Source organism: Methylosoma difficile (genome assembly GCF_054657615.1).
This window is the reverse complement of sequence record NZ_BAAHYJ010000001.1, coordinates 1,051,695-1,075,786: the sequence shown is the minus strand read 5'-3', so window position 1 is coordinate 1,075,786 and position 24,092 is coordinate 1,051,695. Positions and strand designations below refer to the sequence as shown.

Genomic DNA, 24,092 nt, shown 5'->3' with positions numbered 1-24,092 from the left:
CCAGCCCGCATTTTCCTAAAAGGGCTGCCGAACCCATAGGCGTAGACATGAAACCAAGCCTTACTCCCACTCAATCGTCGCAGGCGGCTTGCCGGAAATATCGTAAGTGACGCGGGAAATGCCCGCGACTTCGTTAATAATCCGCCGCGAAATCAAGTCCAAAAACTCATAAGGCAAATGCGCCCAACGTGCGGTCATGAAGTCGATAGTTTCCACGGCGCGGATGGCGATCACGTAATCGTAACGACGACCATCGCCCATCACGCCGACGGATTTGACCGGCAAAAACACCGCAAAGGCTTGGCTGACTTTGCTGTACAAATCGTGACGGTAAAGTTCTTCAATAAAAATGGCATCCGCCAAACGCAGCAAATCGGCGTAGTCTTTTTTGACTTCGCCCAAAATCCGTACGCCCAAACCGGGGCCTGGGAAAGGATGGCGGAAGATCATATCGGCGGGCAGGCCGAGTTCTAAGCCCAATTTTCTGACTTCGTCCTTGAATAATTCGCGCAACGGCTCAAGCAACTTCAGCTTCATGTGTTCAGGCAAACCACCGACATTGTGGTGAGATTTGATTAAATGCGCTTTGCCGCTTTTGGCGCCCGCCGACTCGATTACGTCCGGATAAATTGTGCCTTGCGCCAACCATTGTGCATCGGCCAGTTTGCTGGCTTCTTCGTCAAAAATTTCCACAAATAAATTGCCGATGATTTTGCGTTTGGCTTCGGGGTCGGCAACGCCTTTAAGGGCATCAAGATAACGTTGTTCGGCATTGACGCGGATGACTTTGACGCCCATGTGTTCGGCAAAGGTTGCCATCACTTGGTCGCCTTCGTGCAAGCGCAACAAACCAGTATCCACGAACACACAAGTCAGCTGCTCGCCAATCGCTTGGTGCAATAAAGCCGCAACGACAGATGAATCGACGCCGCCAGACAAGCCCAAAATGACTTGCTCTTTGCCGACTTTGGCGCGGATGGCGGCGATACTGTCATCAATAATATTACCCGCCGTCCACAAGGCCTCGCAGCCGCAAATATCCAGCACAAAGCGCGACAAAATGCGTCCGCCTTGCTTGGTGTGCGTCACTTCAGGATGGAATTGTAAGGCGTAGAAACCTTTGTCTTCGTGGGCGATACCGGCAATCGGCGCGCCATCGGAACTGGCGATCATTTTAAAGCCATCCGGCAATTCGGTGACGCGGTCACCGTGGCTCATCCACACATCCAGCAAACCAAAACCTTCAGGTGACAAATGGTCTTCGATGCCAGTCAATAACTTGGAATGGCCTCGCGCGCGGATTTGCGCATAGCCGAATTCGCGGTGGCTGGAGCTTTCGACTTTGCCGCCCAACTGTTCCGCCATGGTTTGCATACCGTAGCAAATGCCCAACACGGGAATGCCCAGTTCAAAAACAATAGCTGGCGCGCGCGGAGTATCATCGCTGGTGACTGTTTCAGGGCCGCCCGACAAAATGATGCCATTCGGGGCGAAGTTTTTGACCTCTTCGGCAGTGCATTCGCAAGAATAAATCTCGCAATACACGCCAATTTCGCGGATGCGGCGCGCGATCAGCTGGGTATATTGTGAGCCGAAATCGAGGATGAGGATTTTATGGGCGTGGATATTGGTGTTTGCTTTCACGTTGGTGTTTTCACTGGTCTAAGAGGGCGACGGGCAGTGCTGGCACCGGCCCGTCCTACAATGAACGGCTTAGCGTTCCATGCGGTAATTCGGCGCTTCTTTGGTGATGGTCACGTCATGGACATGGCTTTCGCGCATACCGGCACTGGTGACGCGTACAAATTGCGCTTTGTCGTGCAACATGCCGATGGTTTGGCTACCGGTGTAGCCCATACTAGCGCGGATGCCGCCTAATAACTGGTGGATCACCGCCAACAAACTACCTTTATAAGGCACGCGGCCTTCAATACCTTCGGGTACCAATTTTTCGACCGAATCGGCGGCTTCTTGGAAATAACGGTCGCTTGAGCCTTGTTGCTGCGACATGGCCCCCAACGACCCCATGCCACGATACGATTTGTAAGAACGGCCTTGGAACAATTCAACCTCACCGGGCGCTTCTTCCGTACCGGCAAACAAGCCACCTAACATAACCGCATAAGCACCCGCCGCCAACGCTTTGGCGACATCGCCCGAATAACGGACACCGCCATCGGCAATCAGCGGCACGCCTGTGCCTTTAAGGGCATCAGCGACATTGCTGACAGCAGTAATTTGCGGCACACCAACACCGGCAACAATACGCGTGGTGCAGATAGAACCTGGGCCAATGCCGACTTTAACACCGTCTGCACCGGCTTCAACCAAGGCCAGAGCTGCTTCAGCAGTGGCGATATTGCCGCCAATGACCTGTACATTAGGATAATGCTGCTTAATCCAACGCACCCTATCTAACACTCCTTGCGAGTGTCCGTGGGCGGTATCGACGATAATGACATCAACGCCAGCCGTCACTAACGCGGCAACCCGTTCTTCCGTGCCAAGGCCTGTACCCACCGCAGCACCGACACGCAGGCGTTCTTGCTCGTCTTTGCAAGCCAGTGGGTAATCTTTGGCTTTTTGGATGTCTTTAACGGTAATCATGCCGCATAAATGGAAATCGTCGTTGACCACCAAGACTTTTTCGATACGGTGCTGGTGCAACAAAGCAATGGCTTCTTTACGGTCGGCATTTTCGTTAACGGTGACAAGACGCTCTTTCGGTGTCATCACCTTGGAAACCGCTTCGTCAAAACGGGTTTCAAATCGCAAATCGCGGCTGGTGACAATACCCACCAATTGGTTGCCATCGACCACCGGCACGCCTGAAATGTTTTTAGCGCGGGTCAGCTTGATGACATCGCGGATACTGGTGTCGGGTGAGACGGTGATGGGGTCTTTAATGACACCGCTTTCGTATTTTTTCACATGACGGACTTCGCGCGCCTGTTGCTCAACCGTCATGTTTTTATGGATGATGCCGATGCCGCCTTCTTGGGCAATGGCAATTGCCAAACGCGCTTCCGTCACCGTATCCATCGCCGCCGACACTAACGGAATGTTCAGGGCTATGCCACGGGTCAGTTGGGTCTTTAGCTCGACATCGCGGGGCAAAACGGTTGAATGGGCAGGCACTAATAAAACGTCATCAAACGTGAGCGCTTCTTGAATAATTTGCATAAACCACACCTGGCTGTCGTAAGAATAACTCTCAATTATACTGTCAAATGCTGCATTTTCCTTAATACAAATGCATTTATGTTGTTAAATAGTTAATCACAGCAAGAAATCCACAACAAATGGCCCGTAATCGAATACAATTTGCCATTGAATTTAGCAAACAAAAGCACAAAACTGCACCACAGCCAGCAAATCATTAGGCCGTTTTATCCGCCATTTTCTTCCCGCCAACCTGTAACCATAGACGCTGTTGCCAAATGCGCCAGGCTGATGACAACAAATGACGAATAACCTAGTGACATAGTAAACTATAGCCATTCGCAAAGGACTTACCACCATGACAACAACTGACAACGTAAACCCACACGAAATCCATAAATTCGGTTCGATGGCGGAACGCTGGTGGGACCCTGAAGGCGAGTTTAAAACCCTGCATGACATCAACCCTTTGCGTTTGCAATTTATCGAAAGCTACCTCAGCTTGGCGGGCAAACGGCTGATTGATGTCGGTTGCGGCGGCGGCATCCTCACCGAAGCCCTCGCCAAACATGGAGCAGACGCTACCGGCATCGACCTGAGCGAAGATTTGGTCGACATTGCCGATTTGCACGGACTGGAAACCGGCGTGAATGCCCATTACCAAAAAATCAGCGCCGAAGACATGGCCGCGCAACAGCCAGAAAGTTTCGATGCCGTCACCTGCATGGAAATGCTCGAACACGTCCCCGACCCTGCATCCATCATTGACGCTTGCGCGGCGATGGTCAAACCCGGCGGCATGGTGTTTTTCTCCACGCTCAACCGCAAATCCAAAGCCTATTTGCTGGCGATTGTTGCCGCCGAACATGTGCTGCAAATGCTGCCCAAAGGCACGCATGACTACAAAACCTTTATCAAGCCATCCGAATTATGCCAATCTGCCCGCCATGCCGGCTTGCAATTGCAAGGCATGGTCGGCATTGAATATAACCCGTTCAACAAACGCTTCAGCTTGGGCAAAGACATTGATGTCAACTACATTGCCGCTTTCAAACGCGCGGAATAACCCGAATGTCTGACTTTAAACTCGCCTGCGTTTTGTTTGATTTGGACGGCACACTGGTCGATACCGCGCCAGATTTGGTGGCTTGCTTAAACAAAGCCTTAAGCGCGCACGGCTATCCGGCTGCACATCACGACACGATCAAACCGCACATTTCATTTGGCGCGGCAGCCATGATTAAAGCCAGCGTGGGAGATCAGGCCAATGACGCACAACAAGCGGAAATTTTAGAAACCGTACTCGACTTTTACCAAAACAACATTGCCGAACACAGCGAATTTTTCAGCGGCATGACCGATACGCTCAACCTGATTGAGAGCCAAGGCTTAAAGTGGGGCGTTGTCACCAACAAGCGCAAACGCTTTACCGAACCGCTGATGGATGCGCTGGAACTCAGCCAGCGCGCCGCCTGCATTATCAGCGGCGACAGCACCGCACACCCTAAACCCCATGTGCTGCCCATGCTGACGGCCTGCCAAATCGCCGAAGTTGATCCCCAACACTGCGTCTATATTGGCGATGCCCGCCATGACATCATCGCTGGCAACAACGCGAACATGCACACACTGGCGGCGTTATGGGGCTACATCCGCCCTGACGACCAACCCGAAACGTGGGGTGCCAACGCGCTCATCGAATCGCCCGTCCACCTTGCCGACTGGATAAACACCGCCTTATGCCGCTAAAAAACCACACTATTTTAATCACCGGCGCAGGCGGCGGACTGGGCGGCACGGCAGCATTGGCTTTAGCCAAGCAAGGTGCGGAAGTCATTCTGTTGGACAAAAGCATCCCTAAATTAGAAAGCGTTTACGATGCCATTGTCGCCGCTGGCGGCAAAGAACCGGTGCTATACCCGTTTGATTTGGCGGGCGCGACCGAAAACGATTATCAAGAATTGGCAGACCGCATCGAAGAAAAATACGGCAGTTTGCAAGGCTTACTGCATTCGGCAGTGGAGTTTAGCGCCTTCACCCCCATCGCCATGCACAGTACCAAAGACTGGGGGCATACGCTTAACGTCAACCTCAACGCGCCATTCATCCTCACCCGCGTGTTGTTGCCGGTACTGCAAAAAAGCAGCCATGCCGCCATTATCTTCACGTCAGACTCCTCAGCAAGGCACACGCCTGCGTACTCAGGTGCCTATGGCATTGCCAAATTGGCTTTGGAAGGTTTGGCAAAAATTTTGGCGGAAGAATTGCAGGCGCAACAACAAATCCGCGTCAACACGCTGGTGCCAGGCCCAGTCGATTCGCCGTTACGCAAACGCGCCTATCCAGCCGAAGACAAAAGCAAATTGCCTGCACTTTCATCGCTGGATGCCGTCTACCTATACCTGTTTGGCCCGCAAAGCTTAGGCATGAGCGGACAAACGATTGATGCCCGCACTTTCCATTTATAAACACGATTATGGCAGCACGAGAAGATGTAGTTTTAACCCGCGACGTTAACGTTGTCATGGTGCCTGACGGCAACACCAGCACCCTGTCCCAAGGCGAAATCGTCACCATCCACCAAGCTTTAGGCAGCAGCTATACGGTCGTCACGTCATACGGTCACATGGTCAGGATTGCCAGTGCCGATGCCGACGCGCTCGGCAAAGAGCCGCCTCCGCAGCAAGCCCTGACAGAGGCCACCGACCCCAACAGCATTGAACAAAATTGCTGGGATGTGCTGCGTACCGTTTACGACCCGGAAATCCCGGTCAACATTGTCGAACTGGGCTTGGTTTACTATTGCAAAGTCACCCCCAAAGCCGACGATGCCAGCCAACACCACGTCCACATCATGATGACCTTAACCGCGCCGGGCTGCGGTATGGGGCCGGTCATCCAAGGCGATGTCGAAAAAGGTATCCGCGCCTTGCCGGGCGTGGCGAGCGTGGAAGTGGAAGTCGTGCTGGACCCACCTTGGTCCAGGGATATGATGTCCGACGTGGCGCGCTTGCAATTAGGCTTGTTCTAAGCGTCTGGCGGGTTTTCGCCTTGATAGTAAGGCGTTTCCTGATAAAAACGGCTGGTGATGGCAAACAGCACCGCCGTTACCAGCATCAATCCGGTAAAAAACCAAAAATAGTCTGCACCCGCCAATTGGCTGCTGCCATCGGCATTTTCGATGAAAAAATTGACCGCACTGGTCAACAGATTACCCGCCGCCACCGATAAAAAGTAAAACGCCATCACAAAGGATTTCATGCTGTTTGGCGCTTGGCTGTAGGAAAATTCCAAACAGGTGATGGAAACCATCACTTCCGCACTTGTCAGCAACACATAAGCGAAAAGTTGCCAGACAATCGGCGGCTTCAGGCCACTATCCAACTGCATTTGTATCAAAGCCACCCCAGCAAAGGCGACCACTGTCAGGAACAAGCCCAACGTAATTTTCCGCAACGCTGTCAGTACAAAAAAGCGGTTCAGAAACGGGTAGATGCCATAGGCGAAGGTAGGGACAAGCAATAAGATCAGCAACGGATTGGCGGCTTGGATTTGCGAAGGCAAAATCTCCACACCCCACACCATCCGGTCCATTTTCTGCGCCTGCAACACCCAAGACGAACCGTTTTGTTCAAACAACGCCCAAAACATGGCGACAAACACATAAACCGAGGCCAGCTTGGCAAATATTTTTAAACCCTCAGGACTGCATACCGCTTTGATAAAGCCGACGCCAGCGGGAGGAACATGCACAAACCGATACCGCCCAAACCAAAAAACGGAAGTTGCCAACAACATCAACACACCCGGCACACCAAACGCCAGTGACGGGCCAAACTGTTTAAGCAACCAAGGAACCATCAACATGGCGGCAAATGCCCCCAAATTGATGGAAAAATAAAACCAGCTGAAAACCTTGCCCATTAAATGGCGGTTCGCCACACCAAATTGGTCGCCAACATGCGCCGATACGCAAGGCTTGATGCCACCCGCGCCGATGGCAATCAAGCCTTGCCCCAACAACAACCCCAGCAAGGTGCTGTCGATCGCCATTGCCAAATGCCCTAAACAGTAAAACAGCGACAAACCGACAATAGTCTTGTATTTGCCCAACAAAGCATCTGCCAACAGCGCCCCGAACAACGGCATCACGTAAACGGCGGAGACAAACAAATGGAAATAACCTTGGGCTTGCTGTTCGGACAATACCGCCAACTGGCCTGAGCTATCAGTCAAGTATTGGGTCATAAACACCACCAAAATGGCGCGCATGCCGTAATAACTGAATCGTTCCGCCGCCTCATTGCCAACAATATAGGGAATGCCTTGGGGCAGCTGCGTGTCGTCGTTGTCGGGTTGGCTTCGGTAGCGGCGCATGGTGTCGGTCCATAAGCAAAGAAGGGATGCCGATAGTATAACCATCGGACCGGACAACAGACCTGTAAAAATAGCCGCCCATCAGTAAACACGGTAAACTCAACGGCAACCGCCTTGGTTTTTTGCACAAGCCAAGCTTAATGCCCGCGCAAAGTCGCCAAGTCTGGGAACCTTTCGCTAAAATAACGGTTATTGAACCCAAAACAACCTAGTCCTATCGTCCTAAAACCATCATGTCAGAACAAAACCCAACCCAAGCCGCGTTAATCCGATTAAACCATTATATAAACCAGCAAATCATCGGTCAGGATGTACTGGTGGAACGGATGTTGATTGGCTTGCTCGCCAACGGTCATATTTTGGTGGAAGGCGCGCCGGGCTTGGCAAAAACCCGTGCCATCAACGTCTTAAGCCAATGCATCCAAGGTGATTTTCACCGCATCCAATTCACCCCCGATTTGCTGCCCGCCGATTTGACCGGCACGGAGATTTTCCGCCCGCAACAAGGCACGTTTGAATTCCAAAAAGGCCCGCTGTTCCACAACCTGATTTTAGCCGACGAGATCAACCGTTCACCGGCGAAAGTACAGGCGGCGCTATTGGAAGCGATGGCGGAACGGCAAATCACCGTCGGTCAGGCGACTTATCCCTTGCCGCCATTGTTTATGGTCATGGCGACACAAAACCCGATTGAGCAAGAAGGCACTTACCCGCTACCGGAAGCGCAATTGGACCGCTTTTTGTTGCACGTGAAAGTCGATTACCCCAGTGCCGAACACGAAAAAACCATTTTGCACCTCGTCCGTGCCGAAGCCAAACAAGCCAGCCAACCCAAAGACCGTTTCGAACCCATCAGCCAAGACTTGCTGTTTGCCGCCCGCAACGAAGTGTTGAATATCTACATGGCGGACAGCTTGGAAGATTATTTGCTGCAAATCGTCTTAGCCACGCGCAACCCGGGCGCGTATGGCGATGATTTGGCAGGCTGGTTGCAATACGGTGCCAGCCCACGCGCCAGCATTGCCTTAGATCGCTGCGCACGCGCCAAAGCCTGGCTTGCGCAACGTGATTTTGTCGGCCCAGAAGACATTCAAGACATGGCTTACGATGTCTTGCGCCACCGGCTAATTTTGTCTTATGAAGCCGAAGCGGAAGGCATCAGCACCGACCACGTCATTAAAGAACTGCTGGCACGGGTTGCAGTGCCTTGATGAGCATGACCAAACCAACCGCTGCCAGCGAACGCGTGGCGGTGTCGTTAAAATCCCTGATTGATCTCGCGCAACCGGCGGCCTTACTGAACTTGCACCGCCATAGCCGCCGCGCCCAACAAAGCGGAACATACGTGTCGCGTTTCAAGGGTCGAGGCATGGAGTTTGAAGAAGCGCGCATGTACCAGCCGGGCGACGACATCCGCAGCATCGACTGGCGTGTCACCGCCCGTACCGGCAAAGCGCACACCAAAGTGTTCCGCGAAGAACGCGAACGCCCCGTGTTTATTGCTGTCGATCAGCGCGCCACCATGCAGTTTGCCACCCGTGGCGTGTTTAAATCGGTATTGGCGGCTAAGCTGGCGGCTTTGTTAGCATGGTCGGCGCAACACCACGGCGACCGCATTGGCGGGCAGATCTTTGCCGACCACGACTGCCGCGAATTAAAACCGCACAACGGCAAAACCGGCGTACTGCGCTTTTTAAATGCCTGCGTCAGCGGCACGTCAGCAGCTATTGCCACAAACAAGCCGACCTTGCCATTGGATGCGGCGCTGGCAAGGCTAAGCCAGCACGCCAGACCCGGCAGTTTGGTCTATCTCATCAGCGATTTTCGTGGCCTTAACCATCAGGCGGAAGTGCATTTGGCGAAACTGTCGCAACATTGCGATGTGGTGCTGGTTTTTGTCTACGATCCCTTAGAAATGCACCTGCCCGACAAAGGCCGCTACCGTTTTACCGATAGTGAGCGTGATGTGGTGGTTGATAGCAGCGACCAACAGCGGCTATTGGCCTATCAACAGCGCTTTGCCGAACGGATCGGGCATGTGCAAAACCTTGCCAAGAAAATGCAGATGGCCTTTTTACAATGCAGCACACTGGATGAGCCGCTGCGCGCATTAACGCAGCGATAACCGTCATTAAAGCCCTACCCAACATGATTGAAGATGCAAGCTAATCCACTTCCTCTAAAAGACATCCACCTGCCGGAGGCGATAGGCTGGTGGCCGCCCGCGATTGGCTGGTGGCTGCTGATGATTTTTGTACCCTTAGCGATTGCCTTAGCTGTATGGCTGTTCCGTTACCTGACCCGAAAAACGGCAATCAAGGCGGCAAAAAAGCAATTGGCCGCCATCAAACAATCGGCATGGGATGAACGGCAAAAACTGGTCGAAATTTCGGCCTTATTGCGCCGCGTTGCCATCAGCCTCTCACCCAGGACCGATAGTGCCGGACTGACCGGCACTGCTTGGTTGGCTTACTTGGACCGCCCTTTAAAAGACGCACCCTTTAGCCAAGGCGCGGGGCAATTGTTAGCATCGGCACCTTACCAGCCATTAAGCCCCTCAGCTGCCGAAGTCAAACAACTGATACAGTTGGTGGAAATCTGGCTAAAACAATGCCACAAACTCCGCAGGCCACAATTATGATGCATGTTGAATGGCCTTGGCTTTTGGCGGCCTTACCGTTGCCACTGCTGGTGTATTGGCTGTTCCCGGCAGCCATCGCCAGCGATCAGGCGGCGCTAAAAGTACCGTTTCTTGATGACTTTGCTTTCGCAGAAACCGAAAAAGTCAGCGCTGTACACCAAAAATGGCAACGCTATGCGGCAATGTGCGCATGGTGCCTGTTGGTTCTGGCTGCCACACGTCCGCAGTGGCTAGGCGACCCCATCGAACAGGCGGTCAGTGGGCGCGATTTGATGTTGGCGGTGGATTTGTCGGGCAGTATGGAAGCGCAAGACTTTTTCATCAACAAAGAACCGGTCGACCGGCTGACCGCCGCCAAATGGGTGGCGGGCGATTTTATCGAACGCCGCGTCGGCGACCGCATTGGCCTGATTCTGTTCGGCACCCAAGCCTATTTGCAAACACCGCTAACGTTTGACCGCAAAACGGTCAGCACTTTACTGAACGAAGCCGCCTTAGGCTTGGCGGGTGACAACACGGCGATAGGCGATGCCATTGGCTTGGCGGTCAAACGCCTAAAAAACCAACCTGCCGATAGCCGCGTGTTGGTTTTGATGACCGACGGCGCGAATACCGCCGGAGAAATCGCGCCGCTGAAAGCCGCCGAGCTGGCGGCGCAAAACCATTTAAAAATCTACACCATCGGCATTGGCGCGGATGAAATGATCGTCCGCAGTTTTTTTGGCAACCGTAAAGTCAACCCGTCTGCCGACCTGGATGAAAACGCGCTGGTCAAAATTGCCGAAACCACCGGCGGACGTTATTTTCGCGCCCGCAATACTGACGAACTGAATAATATCTATATGTTGTTGGACAAATTGGAACCGGTCGAAAAAGACAAACAATTTTTCCGCCCGCGTAGCGAGCTGTTTTACCTACCGCTAGCCATGGCCTTAAGCTTGGCGGGGCTGATTGGCGCAGCACGGCTGAGGTGGTCATGATGTTAGCGGACTTCCATTTTATCCGGCCTTTATGGCTGCTGACCTTTATTCCGGCGGTAGTCTTGCTGGGCTATATCTGGCGTAACAAGCTAAGTGCGGGCAACTGGCAAGCGGTTTGCGATGCCGAATTGCTGCCTTTTTTGCTACAAGATCAAACCGGTGGCACGCAAAAAAAGCGTTTCTTGTCGTATGGAATCACCACTTTGGCAACTTTTCTGGCGATTATTGCCTTGGCAGGCCCCACTTGGCAGCGTTTGCCAGCTCCTGCATTTAGGAACGATTCGGCTTTGGTGATTGCGCTGGACTTGTCCAAATCGATGGATGCTGCCGACATCACACCCAGCCGTTTAATCCGCGCGCGTTACAAAATTGCCGATTTGCTTAAGCTGCGCAAAGATGGACAAACCGCTCTAATCGCCTACGCAGGCGATGCCTTTGTCGTCACGCCGCTGACCACCGATTCCGAAACCATCGCCAACCAATTGCCCGCCCTCACCACCGAAATCATGCCCAGCCCTGGCAGCAACAGCCAACAGGCGCTGGCAAAAGCCGTCGACTTGTTTAAACAAGCGGGTTTGCCCAAAGGCCAAATTATCTTAGTCACCGATGGTGTTGAACCGGAAAAAGCCGCCAATTTTGCCGAAAAGATTGCGGGCGACCACTATACCGTATCAGTTTTGGCGGTAGGCACTGCGGACGGCGCGCCTATTGCCTTGCCGGACGGTGGTTTTTTAAAAGACGCCAGCGGCACGATCGTTATCCCTAAATTAGAGGTATCCGATTTGTTTAAGCTGGCGAGTGCGGGCGGCGGCATTTATCAAGCCATCAGCACGGATGACAATGATGTCAAAGCGTTACTGGCAAGTATCGACAATAACGCGCCGCAACAAGGCTTGGAAGACAACAAGCTGACCTTGGAACAATGGGACGACAAAGGCCCGTGGATGTTGCTGGCGGTTTTGCCTTTCGCCGCCTTGCTGTTTAGAAAAGGCCTGTTGTGTTGGGCATTGTTACTGTTGTTGCCGTTGCCCAAAAACAGCTATGCCTTTGATTGGCAAGACCTGTGGCAAAGCAAAGACCAACAGGCGCAAAAAGCCTACCAGCAGCAGCAATATGGCAAAGCAGCCGAGCTGTTCAGCAATCCCGATTGGCAAGCAGCTGCCCATTACAAAGCCGGCGATTACGAAAAGGCCCAAGCCGCGCTTAAAAATAATGAATCCGCCTTAAGCACCTATAACCAAGGCAATGCCTTGGCTCAAGCCGGCAAATTGCAAGAAGCCATCGAGGCTTATAAAAAAGCCTTGGCACTTGACCCCAACGATGCCGATGCCCAATACAACAAAGATTTGGTCGAAAAGGAACTGCAAAAACAACAGCAACAAAAGCAAGAACAGCCGCAAAACCAACAGCAAAATAAAGACAAAGATTCGTCAGAAAACAACCCTCAACAGAAAAACCAAGAGCAACAAGGCCAATCTGAACAACCTCAATCCTCAGAATCGGGGGATAGCGGGCAAAAACCCGAACAAAAAGCGGAAAAAACCGGTGCAGACCAGATGCCCGAAGCCCAGCAAAAACAAGGGCAAGACGGAGAGACGGAAGACGATCAGAAAAAAGCGGACGGGCAGCAGGCGCAACCCAAACAAGAAAAAGATCAGTCGAAAAATGGCGAAGAGAAAAGTACCGGCGAAGCCGACCTGTCTGCCGAACAAAAACAAGCCAATGAACAATGGCTAAAACGCATCCCTGATGACCCGTCAGGTCTACTAAAACGTAAGTTTAAATACCAATACGGGCAACAAGGACGCGAGCGGACCAACCGCCAATCGTGGTGATAGCCCAATGCTTGCAAGAGGGCTTATGCCTGCACCAATACCCACGGCTTAACAACCGTCGTCCATAACAATGCCTCGCCAGCCAACCATTGCTGTGCCTGCCCGTCCGTAACCAAATGCACCAACCCTTGCGCCAGCCACTGCTCAACTTGGTTTTTGTTATCAATGGAAAACTGATAAGCCACGTCCACCAAATCCAATCGGGCATCGACAAAAACCAAGCTGCCGGCGGCAAAAAAGCGTTGTAAGGCGCTCCAAGGCATTTGTGAGGTTTCCAAGTTCAATTTGGCTTTGGCAAGGTCATCAGGGTTTGTGTGCATGGCTTAAATATAAGTTGTCGTTGCTTGATAAGCTGTTATTTTATAATAACCGGTGAATTGTTGACTGCGTTTTGGCAGACTTTCGGAAGCAGGCGCGCACAATAATCCGACAAATAACACACGCATCAACGTGTTGATGCATAAAAATAACTAAAACCATTAGGAGCCCAACCCCATGTCGCTGTTATCTTCATTTTCCAAAAAGCCTAAACTGACTGCCGCCCATAAACACACGGCCCAAGCCCGCAAAAGTGAAGGTGGCGCAGCGGATGCCTTATACAGTGCCGCTTATTCGGGCTATGCCGACGTTCTGTTGGATGACCCGATGCGGGCAGAGGCTTTGTACAGCTGGGGGTTTGCGCTGTTGCACCAAGCTAAAAGCAAATCCACTGACGAAGCCGTCAAAATCTACCAAGATGCCATCAGCAAATTTACTTTTTGCATGTTGATTAACCCTGACTACTTGGGTTCGGCAATCAACATGGGCGTGGCTTACATGGATATGGCACGACTATTGGCGGTAACGCCCGATAACGAGCTGTACGACCACGCACAAAAACATTTTGAAAACGCCAACCGCATCCAAAAAGGCACAGCTTCGTACAATTTGGCTTGTATTTGTGCGTTGCGCGGCGACCAAGACGGCTGCCTGAAAGCCCTGCAATATGCCCAAGAACGTGGCAGCTTACCCGACGATCAAGACATCTTAGATGATGCTGATTTGGACAATGTTAAAACGCAACAATGGTTTATCGACTATGTGGCGACATTGGAGAAAAAACCAGAACCTGTAGCAGAAGCGGCTGCACCGGCAGAAGAAGCTTCCGAAACACCTGCCGAACCGACTGAAGAAACGGAAACAGCAAAAGAATAAGCCTCTACAAGGTAAAGGCACATAGCCGCTAATGGCCTAAAATGCTAGAATCGCGCCTCAAAAACCAATATTCAAAGGAAGTTATGAGTACCATTACAATTGAACACAACCCAAGTGAAGAACGTTTAAAAGAACTGGGCGTAGCCAGTTGGCCGATTTGGGAGAAAGAAATTTCAAAATTCCCAATCGATTTTGACGAAACTGAAACGGCTTATGTATTGGAAGGCGAAATTTTAGTCACGCCAGCAGGTGGCGAACCGGTAAGAATTCTGCCTGGCGACTTGGTGATGTTCCATGCGGGCTTGGATAGCCAATGGGAAGTTGTTAAACCCTTGCGCAAACATTACCACTACGATTAATTGTTGCGCGTTTAGGGCAATAAAAAAGGCATCCGTTGGATGCCTTTTTTATTTCTGGCAAATCATGGCAATGCCTTAAAACACCTGAAAATTTCGGTAATACTCGATAAACGCTTGGCTAGGCATCGGCTTAGCTAAAAAATAGCCTTGTAATAAATTGCAACCTTCTTGGGTTAAGAAATCGACGTGTTCTGCCGTTTCCACGCCTTCGGCAATAACTTCCAAGCCTAAACCGTGTGCCATCGCGATAATGGCGCGGATGATGGCGCTGTCGTAAGGGTCATCAATACAATCACGAACAAAAGATTGGTCGATCTTTAAAACATTCAGAGGGAATTGTTTGAGGTAGCTTAAGCTCGAATAACCCGTGCCAAAATCATCAACAGCAAAACGGACACCGGCTTGCCTTAAGGTTTTAAAACATTCTTGAATTTCTTTGCTTGACCGAAGCAAGCAGCTTTCCGTCAACTCCAACTCCAAAACATCGGTACAGCCAGGTAGATACTGGTTAAGAATGGCTACCGTCCGGCGGGCAAAATCATGATGCCAAAACTGTGAAGAGGCCACGTTGACACCGATATGGAAATCATCATCGACAACGCCAAGCGTCCGCCACTCCCGCAAAGCAGCCAGTGCTGTTTGCATAACCCATTCGCCAATGCTCAAAATCAGCCCCGTTTCTTCGGCAATGGGGATAAACTCTATCGGCGACACCCATTCATCAGCAAAATGCCAACGCAATAAAGCCTCTGCCCCCACCAAGCGCTTAGCCGAATAGTCATATTTAGGTTGGAAATAAAGCTGTAGCTCATCCCTTTCGATGGCGCGTTTGAGATTGTTTTCCAAAGTGAGGCGGCGCTCACCTTGCTGCTGTAAACAAGATTCATAAAAATGAAACGTGTTACGGCCTTGGCGTTTGGCTTCGTACATGGCGCAATCAGCAAAACGGATCAAGGTTTCGCTGTCTTCTGCATCTTGCGGACAGAGGGCAATGCCGATACTAAAGCTGGTGCTAATATTATGTCCTCTGATAGTAAAGGGCTGCTCCAAAGCCGTACCAATTTGTTGGGTAATTTCCCCTACTGCGGCCTTTACGAAACCGATGTCGCCGTCCATCTCATTGATGATGATAATAAACTCATCACCCCCCATACGGGCGACTATATCTCCGGGATTGGTCGTGGCACGTAACCTCTGGGCAACTTCTGCCAGCAATTGGTCGCCAAAAGAATGCCCCAACGTATCATTAACGTATTTAAAGCGATCCAGATCAAGAAACAAAAGCGCAGCTGTTTTATGTTGGGCAACGGCGCAGGAAAGCGATAATTGCAGTTGTTTTTTAAGTAGCGTGCGATTAGCCAGCCCCGTCAATTCGTCATAATAGGCTTGTTGCTCCAGCATGCTTTGGTAGTGCTCAACCTCGGAGCGATAATCCGCCAACCAATCAATCATTAAATTATGGGCTTGTGCCAATTCCGCCAGCTCCGGACCACCGGACGGTAAAAGTAAAGGCTGGGCATTGCCTTCAATCACTTTGTGTGCCGATTCAGCAAGCTTTTTCAGTGGCAACGTAATGCGGGCGGTCAGCGAGAGCGAGATCATCATGCCAAGCAATAAGATTGCAACAACAACAGACAAGCCCAATAACAGGGAGCTGGTGACCGTCTCTTTAAAATAAGCCAGGCTAATGCCTAAATGTACTTGACCAATAACCGTTTTATTTTGTTGTTGCCCATCCATAAACAGCACATCTTCATCTTGAAAAGCATGGCTGGTGATCGGATGGACAATTTCTATATAACGTTGCTGGCCTGATGCGAGCCACCATTGCCAAAGTGTCTGCGCACTTGCTTGATGGCTGTTTTCTGGCGGCGGAGTATCTTCCGGGTGCGCCTGCATTTGCGCCAGCTGTACGCCCTTATCATCAACAATAAAGGCATAAGCCAAATCGGATACTTTTTGTAACTGCGCAAATTGCCTGTCCAACAGCGTGGTTTGACGGGTATAGACAGCGTATTCACTGGTTTCAGCCAACAAAGTGGCAAGCGCCAAGCCTTGCTGGTGTTGCGCCTGGAACTGCCGATCCAGCTGAACATAAGTCACGATCAAACCGATGCTTAAGCCCGTCAGCAAAACCAAAATGGTATTTAATAAATTAAATCGGGTGGCAATACTCAGCGACTTAATTGAAATCATCTTAAAACCTCCGCCATATCTTGAAGCAGCACTGGAGAAGTAGGCAGCTTCATATGCTCTGCGGTCTTTTCATTAAATACGGGTCTTACCTTGCGGGGATACTGCGCTTTAATTGCATTAGGCTTGACACCTTTTTTTATGAGGTTGCTGGCCAAATCGGCAGCTTGCGTACCCAGATCAAGATAATCCCAATCCAAGGCATAAATCGCCCCCGCTTTCACCCATTGCGCGGACAAGCCAATAACAGGCGTACGATTACGGAACGAGTACAACAACAATTCTTGCACAGCTGTACCGGTATTAAATGCAGCAACACCGTCCACTGCCCAAACAGCATCCAGTTGGGCAGGCAGGTTTTGCAGCAATCCCGGCAATTCTTCAGCGTTGCTGGCCGGCACGGGTATTAGGCTGACATGACCGGACTCCGCCAACTTCTGCAGCTCCAACAACAAGCCTTTACCGTGGCTTGGGTCATAAATCACCGCAATTTGTTGGGCTTCCGGCAAGATACGTCGCAACCAATACCATTGCACATCGGCGGAAAAGCTTAGGCCAATGCCTGCCATGTTAGGATTATGGCGGAATTCTTCCACATCCAGCACCAAGCTTGCCAAAATAGGAATCTTTTGCTCGCAACGTAAAGCCAAGTGAGTGGCAGGAGTGCCAAGGGCGAAAATAAGAGCTGGTGGCTTGGCTTGTACCTGGGATTTCACCGTATCCTCATTAACCTCCCTTATGTTTTTTACCGTATAGTCAGGACTCAGGCCTTGTGCAGCCATATTATCCTTGAACCCTTGCAGTACTTGTTGGTAGGGCTGGCTGTCATGGCTTTGCAGAACTAAAATATCGAGCGCGATACTGGTTTGAGAAAAGCCCAACAAAATGATTAAGACGACAGAAACCTTACAGACAGCAAAAATACGTGCCAAGCATATGGATAAATTAGGCCAACAATGCAATGCTGAGAGCTTGGGCGTTGAGTTATTTTTATTGTTTGCCATCAGAATTCAAGGCTCGCACGTAAACGGAAATTGCGTCCATCTTGACTGATGCTATCGGGCAATAGCGGCGGGCTGGCGGGGTCGGAATACAGGGTGTCAAAAATATTGTAAAGGCCACCACTTAGCTCTAAACCTGGCAAAAGCTGGCGGGAGAACAAATTAACATTGGCGATGGCATAGCCCTCTACAGTGCGGCGGGCTACCGTAATACGCTGACTGACGTATTGCACCTCCAATCCAATAAACAACTTATCCGCCCACAAAGGCGCCGTGGTGTTGAACTTTATCATTTGCGAAGGCGAATTGGCGCTTTCCGAACCACTGAAATAACTTTCCTGGAAAGTGTGGCTGAGACGACCTTCAAAATCGCCATAGCGGGCTTGCAATTGGGTTTCAAGGCCGTGTACATCGGCGTTGCCATGATTATGAAATTGCCTAATTCCAGAAGGCATAACTTCAAGGGCAATGATGTCGGTCAAACGATTGTAAAAAGGGCTAATCCTTAAATTAAATTCCTCGTTTAGGCGTTGTTCCAAAACCAACTCGTAAGTTTCAATGCCTTCAGGTTTTAGACGGCTGTTGCCAATCCAAGGCGTGCTGTTTTGGCAACATTGGTAGTAACTTTCAAAAGCATTAGGCGCACGAAAAGCGCTGCCATAAAGCAATTTTACGGTGGTATCGGCAAGTGCCTGAAAAACCAAACCCAAGCGGGGGTTAAACGTACCGCCAAAGCTATCGTAATGGTCGAAACGCCCGCCGGCTTGCAGCTGCAAGGCATTGGTAATGGCCCACTCATCTTGCAAAAAGAAACCGTAAATGGTGCTACTGAGATTGTTGTCCGCATATTGCACGAACGGCGATTCATCTTGGTTGGTCATACGTTGCAAGTAGTTTTGCCGCACCTCACTGCCTAAGGTAAGCCGATGGCTATCAAAAAAAGTATGGCTTAACAAGGCTTCGCTGCCAAACCACTGCCCTTGCCAATGATCTTGATTGATAACGCGCTGAGAACTGCCATTCCGGTACGGCAAATCATCATCAAACTCATAACTGTCCCAAAACAACCGCCCGGTAAAATCCCAATCGCCTGAAAAATTATGCCGGTAGTTTAAATCGGCATAGGCGCGCTTATCGTTGTAATAGGCATTAGGCTCGCCAAACGCCGCGCCGGTCGTACCCGTCGGCAAAAACTTTTTTCGGCCCACCCAGCTGCCGCTAAGGGTAAAATCTCCCCAGCCTAACTTGCCTGATAAACGCTCTACCCGCTCGGCATCTTGGTTAGCGACCGTACCCAAACCAGGATAAGACAACCGGTCATGGCCTTGGCTGTCATAAGCACTGGCAGACAATAAGGTTTCCATGCCATTGCTGTATTTTTTGCCGTGGCTGACTTGGCCTTGGAAACTGCCGTAGCTGGCACCATCAAATGCCAATCGTGTACCTTGCAAATCGCGCCCACGCTGGGTGATAACATTCACCACCGCAAAAAACGCACTGCTGCCATACAAAGCCGATGCAGGGCCGCGCACCACTTCAACGCGCTCAATATTTTCCACGTCGACCAAAAAATCGCGCCCCAAACCGGCATAGTCTTGCAAGCTTTCGTTAACCCGATGACCATCAATCATGACTAAAATGCGCGTATTGTAATCACCCGGCGGGGCAAAACCGCGCACACCCACATGGTTATACGCACGATCATACGTACTAAGAAATCCAGGCAAGCTGCCCAACATCGCCGCAACAGTCCGCCAGCCGTAACGTTTGATTTGTTGGGCGGTAATGATATCCACCGAAGCGGGCGCTTTGGTAACGGGCTGGTCATGTCGTGAGGCCGTAAAAACGGATGGCAATTCGTCGAACAAGGTGTTCTGTTCATCGGCGATAGCTGGCTGCCCACTAAGCGTTGTTTGTTGGCTATGCGCAGCACAACTTAGCGACATCAAGACAGCTAAAATAGAGAGAAGGACATGGGTTGGCATATATTTTATTGTTGTTATACCGAAAGCAACGTTTAAATTTCCTACAAATAATAGCAGCTTTAAAAATATAAACCGATAACAGTTATTTTTTGTAAGCACCCAAAAAGACCTACAAAACGGTATAACAATCTACCTTACAGATACAGTGTTTTCGTCAATAAATGCTCCTCACGTCGCTCTTTTAAGCGTATCTGAAAACATCATTTTCGAAAAAACAGATTGGCCAACAAAGATCCCAACAAACTGACCAGCACCATTGAAGTAATGGGAATGAAGATTTGGCTATGTGCCTGACGGACATTAATGTCGCCCGGCAAATGCCCAAACCAAGTGACCAACCAAGGCGCATACCGCAATACAATGCCAAGTAAAACAACAGCCAAGCCCAAGGTGATTAATAATTGGCTTATATTCATCTCATGCCCTCTTATGGGTTCGATTAAAACAATCAAAATCCGTGGTTTGGCATTTATGTCAAGCCTAAGCCCCGAATAAAAGCACTGCCGCAAACAACACGAGCTTTATTGACCCGAAACCAAGATTGAAATCCATTAAAGCTTTGGTAGACAATACCCTAAGTGTTTGACTGGTTTACAGGAATCGCTAAACAACCAGCCGAAAGGTCATCCTAGTTTAAACATGGCTACCATGCAAAAACACGGACAACAAGAGACTCTACATGCCAGACGATAATAATAAAAACAACACCGCTTGCCATATCGGCTTTGACGCCACTTACGGTTATTCATTGGAACAGCTATTAGCCATTCCAGCACCGAGGGAACCCCAAAACTTTAACGCCTATTGGCAAGCACGATACCAACAGGCCATCAGCCAAGAAACAAGCCCAAAAATCAAAGATAGCGGCCGTTGCTTTTCAGATTGGCGTATTTTTGATCTCAGCTATACTTCAACCGGCAATTTTCCCATCCGAGGATGGTTGTTGCTACCTAAATCGGGTATTGTCAAACGCGGCTTTATTATTGGACATGGTTATGGCGGGCGCGACGCACCCGATTTCCATCTGCCATTTAAAGATTCAGCCCTTTTGTTTCCGTGTTTCCGGGGCTTGGCATTAAGCAGCCAGAAAGGCATTTCTTCGGAACCTTACTGGCATGTACTACACAACATCCACCAGCGTGACCAATACATTCTAGGTGGCTGTGTCGAAGATGTCTGGACAGCTGTCAGCGCCATGCTGGTCATGTTTCCGCAGCTGGCAGGCCATTTGGGGTATTTAGGGATTAGTTTTGCAGGCGGCATTGGCGCATTGGCATTGGCATGCGAAACCCGCATTGCCCGCGGCCATCTCAATGTCCCCACTTTTGGACACCAGTCCTTACGCTTAAGGCTGCCCACGCAAGGCAGCGCGCACAGCGTACAAAATTATTACCAACGCTATAAAAAACAAACATTACAAGTGATACGATATTTTGATGCGGCACTGGCGGCAAAACACATCACCATGCCCATGCATCTGGCTTGTGCCAAGCTTGACCCCTGTGTCGCACCGCCCGGACAGTTTGCCATTTACAATGCCTTGCCCAACCAAAAACAATTGTTCGTCTTAGATGCAGGCCATTACGGCTACCCCAACCAAGCGCAACAGGAGAGCATACTGCTTGAACAACTCGACCAATTTTTTGCCCCTCTCCGGCAATAACCCTTTACGCACCAAGCCAGGAGTTTTTTAATGATCCGCGAATACCACAAATGGTGGAGTGACAAGCTGCAACGCGATATGGAGTTGCTGGTTTTTGGTCATGCGGGTGCAAAAGTGTTGGTGTTCCCCACCCGTGACGGACGGTTTTACGAATATGAAAACCTCGGCATCGTCCAAGCCATCAAACACAAAATAGAGGCGGGGCATTTGCAGCTTTATTGCGTCGACAGCATTTATTCGGAAAGTTTTTACTGTGGCTGGGCGCACCCATCGGGGCGCATATTGCGGCACATTGCTTATGAACAATACCTGCTCGATGAAGTCATCCCGTTCATGAACAAAAAAAATCCGCATGAGTGCATCATCTCGCACGGCGTTAGCTTAGGCGCTTACCATGCCGCCAATATTGCCTTTCGGCATCCGCATTTGTTCAAAAAACTGGCTGCGTTTTCAGGCCGCTACGACCTGACCCTAAGCGTCGAAAACTTCAGTGACTTGCTCGACGGCTTTTATAACGAAGACATTTACTTCAACACCCCCAGCCACTTTCTGCCCAACCTGGAAAACGAAGAACATTTGCAACATTTGCGTGCCATGGACATTGTTCTGGTCATTGGCGCAGAAGACCCTTTTTTGCAAAACAACCAAGAACTCAGCACCATCTTGGCTGACAAACAAATCAACCATCAACTGATCGTTTGGGACGGCAGAGCGCATCGAGGGCATTATTGGCGCAGAATGTCTCCGCTCTACCTTTAATATATATCGGTTATCTAGCATTTTTAACCAACCCATATTTGCCCTTTAATTCCCCGTTAAACCACGACAAACACTTACCCAGCCATTCAAAACATCTCCAACAAATCCCACATCCCATTCCCGCAATCTTAAGCTTTATCTTTTTAATGAGAATTGTTATTATTCGCATAACAGTCTTAGCACGGAGATAAAACCAATGTATGTATGTGTTTGCAAAGCCGTTACCGACAAACAGATCACCAGCGCCATCAACAACGGTGTCTGTACGCGCCGCCAGTTATTTGAATGCTTTGGTGTTGGCAGTGATTGTGGCAAATGCAACAAGCACGTTAAAGAATTGCTTGACCAAAATCGTCCGCACACACCTATAATGCCCCAAGCTGTGAATCAGCCCATTTTCAACGCAGCATAAACATAATAGGTATCCGCTATGAAAGGTGACGCAAAAGTTATTGAGTTTCTGAATAAAGCACTAACCAACGAATTGACCGCCATCAACCAGTATTTTTTACATGCCCGCATGTACAAAAACTGGGGCTTTAAAAAGCTCAACGAAAAGGAATATCACGAATCGATTGACGAAATGAAGCACGCCGATTTGTTGATCGAGCGCATTTTGTTTTTGGAAGGCTTGCCCAACCTGCAAAGCTTGGACAAGCTAATGATCGGCGAAAACCCGCAAGAAATGCTCGAATGCGACCTAAAACTGGAACAAATCGCCATCCCCCTTTTGCGTGAAGCGATTGCCTATTGTGAAACTGTTAAAGATTACATTTCCCGCGAAATTTTTGAACGCATCCTCGAAAACGAAGAAGAGCATGTCGATTGGCTGGAAACCCAATTTGAGTTGATTGCACAAGTCGGCATCCAAAACTATCTGCAATCACAAATGTAACGCCTTGCTTTTAAGTGCCTACGCATTCTATAGATTCACTGTCCCACACCTCAAACAAGCCCTGCTGGGCATTTGCCAAAATCGCCGCAACGGATGGATGCTTTAACTTCCGTTGCGCGGTGATGGCATAAAAACGCTCGAACACCCCTTCTGTCTTACCTAATAATTCCGTGCCGTATTGGCGGTTGATTTCATTCGCCACCGCCAGCGGCGAAAAAAACACCCCGACACCCGCCGCACCAAAAGTTTTCAGCAATGCGCTGTCCTCAACCTCCGCTTGTATCGACGGGCTGAGCTCATTGTCATCAAACCATTGGTTTAAAGAACGCCGCAACGCGGTATTGGTGGTGGGCAGCAAAAACGGCGCGCCATTGAGCGAACGCGGAAAATCCTGCCGATAACGCGCTGCCAAGCTGGGTGCAGCAAATATCCCTACTGCCGACTCACCCAATAAATGATTGAATACGCGCGCTCCGCTGGCTGGCGTGGCGGGTGAATCCGACAACACCATATCGATGGTATGCAAATTGATTTCCGACAACAAACGCTCGGTTTTATCTTCATAACAGATGATTTGCACCGGTTCGGGCGGCTGCAGCAACGGTGCAATCAGCCGATAAGCGATCAATTTTGGCAACGCATCGGTAATGCCCAAATGCAGACGCAAGCCGCGCTCGCTATTGCGGCCTTTCAAGGTTTGCGTCAGTTCGCGGCCTAGCGTGAAAATCTCCTCTGCGTAGTTAAAGACCGTCCGTCCGGTATCCGTCAAAGCCAATTTACGGCCCTCTTTACGCAACAATTGCGTGCCGACACTTTGCTCCAACACCGCTAACTGACCACTGATGGTCGGTTGCGCCAAATGCAACACTTCGCAGGCTTTGCTGATGCTGCCGTATTTGGCAACCGTCCAAAAATAATACAAATGCTGATAATTAATGCGTTCCATATATCGTAAAAACCTATATTAGATATTTATTTATTCTATTTTACTATTTTTTTGCCCCGGCGTATCTTGTATCCAACTGAATAAGGCATCCTTTTTTACTTA

At 50.2% G+C, this 24,092-nt stretch carries 24 protein-coding genes; 15 read left to right on the top strand and 9 right to left on the bottom strand.

Features of this window, described 5'->3' with window-relative positions; genetic code table 11:
• Positions 1-60: 60 nt before the first annotated feature.
• On the bottom strand, positions 61-1,644 hold the full coding sequence (gene guaA, locus ACYQ1O_RS05245) for a glutamine-hydrolyzing GMP synthase (RefSeq protein ID WP_459990577.1): 1,584 nt from the start codon (positions 1,642-1,644) through the stop codon (positions 61-63).
• A 69-nt stretch (positions 1,645-1,713) separates the two neighbouring features.
• Positions 1,714-3,183, bottom strand: a complete 1,470-nt coding sequence (gene guaB / locus ACYQ1O_RS05240) for an IMP dehydrogenase (protein ID WP_459990576.1) — start codon at positions 3,181-3,183, stop codon at positions 1,714-1,716.
• A 337-nt stretch (positions 3,184-3,520) separates the two neighbouring features.
• Between guaB and ubiG the strand changes: the two genes are divergently transcribed.
• Genes ubiG through sufT form a run of 4 tightly spaced genes read left to right on the top strand, consistent with a single transcriptional unit; the run spans position 3,521 to position 6,193 of the window.
• A complete protein-coding gene (ubiG, locus tag ACYQ1O_RS05235; protein ID WP_459990575.1) occupies positions 3,521-4,228 on the top strand; it encodes a bifunctional 2-polyprenyl-6-hydroxyphenol methylase/3-demethylubiquinol 3-O-methyltransferase UbiG in 708 nt (235 codons plus the stop codon).
• 5 nt (positions 4,229-4,233) lie between these two features.
• On the top strand, positions 4,234-4,911 hold the full coding sequence (locus ACYQ1O_RS05230) for an HAD family hydrolase (RefSeq protein WP_459990574.1): 678 nt from the start codon (positions 4,234-4,236) through the stop codon (positions 4,909-4,911).
• Positions 4,902-5,630 carry an SDR family NAD(P)-dependent oxidoreductase gene (locus tag ACYQ1O_RS05225; protein ID WP_459990573.1) on the top strand — a complete coding sequence of 243 codons (729 nt, stop codon included), beginning with the start codon at positions 4,902-4,904 and terminating at the stop codon, positions 5,628-5,630. Before ACYQ1O_RS05230 ends, ACYQ1O_RS05225 begins: the two co-directional genes overlap by 10 nt.
• 8 nt (positions 5,631-5,638) lie before the next feature.
• Positions 5,639-6,193 (top strand): putative Fe-S cluster assembly protein SufT, encoded by a 555-nt coding sequence (gene sufT / locus ACYQ1O_RS05220; protein ID WP_459990572.1) that lies wholly within the window; start codon positions 5,639-5,641, stop codon positions 6,191-6,193.
• On the opposite strand, the gene ACYQ1O_RS05215 is transcribed toward sufT, so the two are convergent.
• The gene (locus tag ACYQ1O_RS05215; protein ID WP_459990571.1) at positions 6,190-7,539 is read right to left on the bottom strand and encodes a POT family MFS transporter; all 1,350 of its coding nucleotides are present in this window, start codon (positions 7,537-7,539) and stop codon (positions 6,190-6,192) included. The two genes, sufT and ACYQ1O_RS05215, sit on opposite strands and share 4 nt — an antisense overlap.
• A gap of 233 nt (positions 7,540-7,772) precedes the next feature.
• Between ACYQ1O_RS05215 and ACYQ1O_RS05210 the strand changes: the two genes are divergently transcribed.
• Genes ACYQ1O_RS05210 through ACYQ1O_RS05190 form a run of 5 tightly spaced genes read left to right on the top strand, consistent with a single transcriptional unit; the run spans position 7,773 to position 12,995 of the window.
• Complete coding sequence (locus ACYQ1O_RS05210) at positions 7,773-8,750, top strand: AAA family ATPase (protein WP_459990570.1); 978 nt, start codon at positions 7,773-7,775, stop codon at positions 8,748-8,750.
• Complete coding sequence (locus ACYQ1O_RS05205) at positions 8,750-9,664, top strand: DUF58 domain-containing protein (protein WP_459990569.1); 915 nt, start codon at positions 8,750-8,752, stop codon at positions 9,662-9,664. Before ACYQ1O_RS05210 ends, ACYQ1O_RS05205 begins: the two co-directional genes overlap by 1 nt.
• A 33-nt stretch (positions 9,665-9,697) precedes the next feature.
• Entirely contained in the window at positions 9,698-10,180 is a 483-nt protein-coding gene (locus ACYQ1O_RS05200; RefSeq protein WP_459990568.1) for a DUF4381 domain-containing protein, read from the top strand.
• Positions 10,177-11,160 (top strand): vWA domain-containing protein, encoded by a 984-nt coding sequence (locus tag ACYQ1O_RS05195; RefSeq protein ID WP_459990567.1) that lies wholly within the window; start codon positions 10,177-10,179, stop codon positions 11,158-11,160. Before ACYQ1O_RS05200 ends, ACYQ1O_RS05195 begins: the two co-directional genes overlap by 4 nt.
• Positions 11,157-12,995 (top strand): vWA domain-containing protein, encoded by a 1,839-nt coding sequence (locus tag ACYQ1O_RS05190; RefSeq protein ID WP_459990566.1) that lies wholly within the window; start codon positions 11,157-11,159, stop codon positions 12,993-12,995. Before ACYQ1O_RS05195 ends, ACYQ1O_RS05190 begins: the two co-directional genes overlap by 4 nt.
• A gap of 23 nt (positions 12,996-13,018) precedes the next feature.
• Here ACYQ1O_RS05190 and ACYQ1O_RS05185 read toward each other — a convergent pair whose 3' ends face one another.
• On the bottom strand, positions 13,019-13,315 hold the full coding sequence (locus ACYQ1O_RS05185; RefSeq protein ID WP_459990565.1) for a DUF2288 domain-containing protein: 297 nt from the start codon (positions 13,313-13,315) through the stop codon (positions 13,019-13,021).
• A gap of 175 nt (positions 13,316-13,490) precedes the next feature.
• Here ACYQ1O_RS05185 and ACYQ1O_RS05180 point away from each other — a divergent pair, with 175 nt between their 5' ends.
• Positions 13,491-14,189: a TPR end-of-group domain-containing protein gene (locus tag ACYQ1O_RS05180; RefSeq protein WP_459990564.1), complete on the top strand. Its 699-nt coding sequence runs from the start codon at positions 13,491-13,493 to the stop codon at positions 14,187-14,189.
• A gap of 83 nt (positions 14,190-14,272) precedes the next feature.
• Positions 14,273-14,548, top strand: a complete 276-nt coding sequence (locus tag ACYQ1O_RS05175) for a cupin domain-containing protein (protein WP_459990563.1) — start codon at positions 14,273-14,275, stop codon at positions 14,546-14,548.
• 75 nt (positions 14,549-14,623) lie between these two features.
• On the opposite strand, the gene ACYQ1O_RS05170 is transcribed toward ACYQ1O_RS05175, so the two are convergent.
• The 4 genes from ACYQ1O_RS05170 to ACYQ1O_RS05155 all read right to left on the bottom strand — a co-directional run bounded on the left by ACYQ1O_RS05170 (position 14,624) and on the right by ACYQ1O_RS05155 (position 20,143).
• On the bottom strand, positions 14,624-16,744 hold the full coding sequence (locus ACYQ1O_RS05170) for an EAL domain-containing protein (RefSeq protein WP_459990562.1): 2,121 nt from the start codon (positions 16,742-16,744) through the stop codon (positions 14,624-14,626).
• Positions 16,741-17,745, bottom strand: a complete 1,005-nt coding sequence (locus tag ACYQ1O_RS05165) for an ABC transporter substrate-binding protein (RefSeq protein ID WP_459990561.1) — start codon at positions 17,743-17,745, stop codon at positions 16,741-16,743. Before ACYQ1O_RS05165 ends, ACYQ1O_RS05170 begins: the two co-directional genes overlap by 4 nt.
• Entirely contained in the window at positions 17,745-19,688 is a 1,944-nt protein-coding gene (locus ACYQ1O_RS05160) for a TonB-dependent receptor plug domain-containing protein (protein ID WP_459990560.1), read from the bottom strand. Before ACYQ1O_RS05160 ends, ACYQ1O_RS05165 begins: the two co-directional genes overlap by 1 nt.
• A 239-nt stretch (positions 19,689-19,927) precedes the next feature.
• Positions 19,928-20,143 carry a DUF2905 domain-containing protein gene (locus ACYQ1O_RS05155; RefSeq protein WP_459990559.1) on the bottom strand — a complete coding sequence of 72 codons (216 nt, stop codon included), beginning with the start codon at positions 20,141-20,143 and terminating at the stop codon, positions 19,928-19,930.
• 263 nt (positions 20,144-20,406) lie between these two features.
• Between ACYQ1O_RS05155 and ACYQ1O_RS05150 the strand changes: the two genes are divergently transcribed.
• The 4 genes from ACYQ1O_RS05150 (at position 20,407) to bfr (ending at position 23,044) form a co-directional block, all read left to right on the top strand.
• Entirely contained in the window at positions 20,407-21,390 is a 984-nt protein-coding gene (locus tag ACYQ1O_RS05150; protein WP_459990558.1) for an acetylxylan esterase, read from the top strand.
• 30 nt (positions 21,391-21,420) lie between these two features.
• The gene (locus tag ACYQ1O_RS05145; RefSeq protein ID WP_459990557.1) at positions 21,421-22,149 is read left to right on the top strand and encodes an esterase family protein; all 729 of its coding nucleotides are present in this window, start codon (positions 21,421-21,423) and stop codon (positions 22,147-22,149) included.
• Positions 22,150-22,345: 196 nt separating this feature from the next.
• On the top strand, positions 22,346-22,561 hold the full coding sequence (locus tag ACYQ1O_RS05140) for a (2Fe-2S)-binding protein (protein WP_459990556.1): 216 nt from the start codon (positions 22,346-22,348) through the stop codon (positions 22,559-22,561).
• A gap of 18 nt (positions 22,562-22,579) precedes the next feature.
• Positions 22,580-23,044 (top strand): bacterioferritin, encoded by a 465-nt coding sequence (gene bfr, locus ACYQ1O_RS05135; protein WP_459990555.1) that lies wholly within the window; start codon positions 22,580-22,582, stop codon positions 23,042-23,044.
• A 10-nt stretch (positions 23,045-23,054) separates the two neighbouring features.
• Here bfr and nhaR read toward each other — a convergent pair whose 3' ends face one another.
• Positions 23,055-23,990, bottom strand: a complete 936-nt coding sequence (gene nhaR / locus ACYQ1O_RS05130) for a transcriptional activator NhaR (protein ID WP_459990554.1) — start codon at positions 23,988-23,990, stop codon at positions 23,055-23,057.
• Between the last annotated feature and the right edge of the window lie 102 nt (positions 23,991-24,092).

Excerpts from the sequence above, each read along its gene's own strand:
- ACYQ1O_RS05140 (WP_459990556.1), top strand. The coding sequence starts at position 22,346 with ATGTATGTATGTGTTTGCAAAGCCGTTACCGACAAACAGATCACCAGC.
- bfr (WP_459990555.1), top strand. The coding sequence starts at position 22,580 with ATGAAAGGTGACGCAAAAGTTATTGAGTTTCTGAATAAAGCACTAACC.
- ACYQ1O_RS05195 (WP_459990567.1), top strand. The coding sequence starts at position 10,177 with ATGATGCATGTTGAATGGCCTTGGCTTTTGGCGGCCTTACCGTTGCCA.
- ACYQ1O_RS05150 (WP_459990558.1), top strand. The coding sequence starts at position 20,407 with ATGCCAGACGATAATAATAAAAACAACACCGCTTGCCATATCGGCTTT.
- ACYQ1O_RS05160 (WP_459990560.1), bottom strand. The coding sequence starts at position 19,688 with ATGTCGCTAAGTTGTGCTGCGCATAGCCAACAAACAACGCTTAGTGGG.
- ACYQ1O_RS05175 (WP_459990563.1), top strand. The coding sequence starts at position 14,273 with ATGAGTACCATTACAATTGAACACAACCCAAGTGAAGAACGTTTAAAA.
- ACYQ1O_RS05185 (WP_459990565.1), bottom strand. The coding sequence starts at position 13,315 with ATGCACACAAACCCTGATGACCTTGCCAAAGCCAAATTGAACTTGGAA.
- ACYQ1O_RS05215 (WP_459990571.1), bottom strand. The coding sequence starts at position 7,539 with ATGCGCCGCTACCGAAGCCAACCCGACAACGACGACACGCAGCTGCCC.
- nhaR (WP_459990554.1), bottom strand. The coding sequence starts at position 23,990 with ATGGAACGCATTAATTATCAGCATTTGTATTATTTTTGGACGGTTGCC.
- ACYQ1O_RS05180 (WP_459990564.1), top strand. The coding sequence starts at position 13,491 with ATGTCGCTGTTATCTTCATTTTCCAAAAAGCCTAAACTGACTGCCGCC.
- guaB (WP_459990576.1), bottom strand. The coding sequence starts at position 3,183 with ATGCAAATTATTCAAGAAGCGCTCACGTTTGATGACGTTTTATTAGTG.
- sufT (WP_459990572.1), top strand. The coding sequence starts at position 5,639 with ATGGCAGCACGAGAAGATGTAGTTTTAACCCGCGACGTTAACGTTGTC.
- ubiG (WP_459990575.1), top strand. The coding sequence starts at position 3,521 with ATGACAACAACTGACAACGTAAACCCACACGAAATCCATAAATTCGGT.
- ACYQ1O_RS05210 (WP_459990570.1), top strand. The coding sequence starts at position 7,773 with ATGTCAGAACAAAACCCAACCCAAGCCGCGTTAATCCGATTAAACCAT.
- ACYQ1O_RS05145 (WP_459990557.1), top strand. The coding sequence starts at position 21,421 with ATGATCCGCGAATACCACAAATGGTGGAGTGACAAGCTGCAACGCGAT.
- ACYQ1O_RS05190 (WP_459990566.1), top strand. The coding sequence starts at position 11,157 with ATGATGTTAGCGGACTTCCATTTTATCCGGCCTTTATGGCTGCTGACC.
- ACYQ1O_RS05230 (WP_459990574.1), top strand. The coding sequence starts at position 4,234 with ATGTCTGACTTTAAACTCGCCTGCGTTTTGTTTGATTTGGACGGCACA.
- ACYQ1O_RS05205 (WP_459990569.1), top strand. The coding sequence starts at position 8,750 with ATGAGCATGACCAAACCAACCGCTGCCAGCGAACGCGTGGCGGTGTCG.
- ACYQ1O_RS05155 (WP_459990559.1), bottom strand. The coding sequence starts at position 20,143 with ATGAATATAAGCCAATTATTAATCACCTTGGGCTTGGCTGTTGTTTTA.
- ACYQ1O_RS05225 (WP_459990573.1), top strand. The coding sequence starts at position 4,902 with ATGCCGCTAAAAAACCACACTATTTTAATCACCGGCGCAGGCGGCGGA.
- ACYQ1O_RS05200 (WP_459990568.1), top strand. The coding sequence starts at position 9,698 with ATGCAAGCTAATCCACTTCCTCTAAAAGACATCCACCTGCCGGAGGCG.
- ACYQ1O_RS05170 (WP_459990562.1), bottom strand. The coding sequence starts at position 16,744 with ATGATTTCAATTAAGTCGCTGAGTATTGCCACCCGATTTAATTTATTA.
- ACYQ1O_RS05165 (WP_459990561.1), bottom strand. The coding sequence starts at position 17,745 with ATGGCAAACAATAAAAATAACTCAACGCCCAAGCTCTCAGCATTGCAT.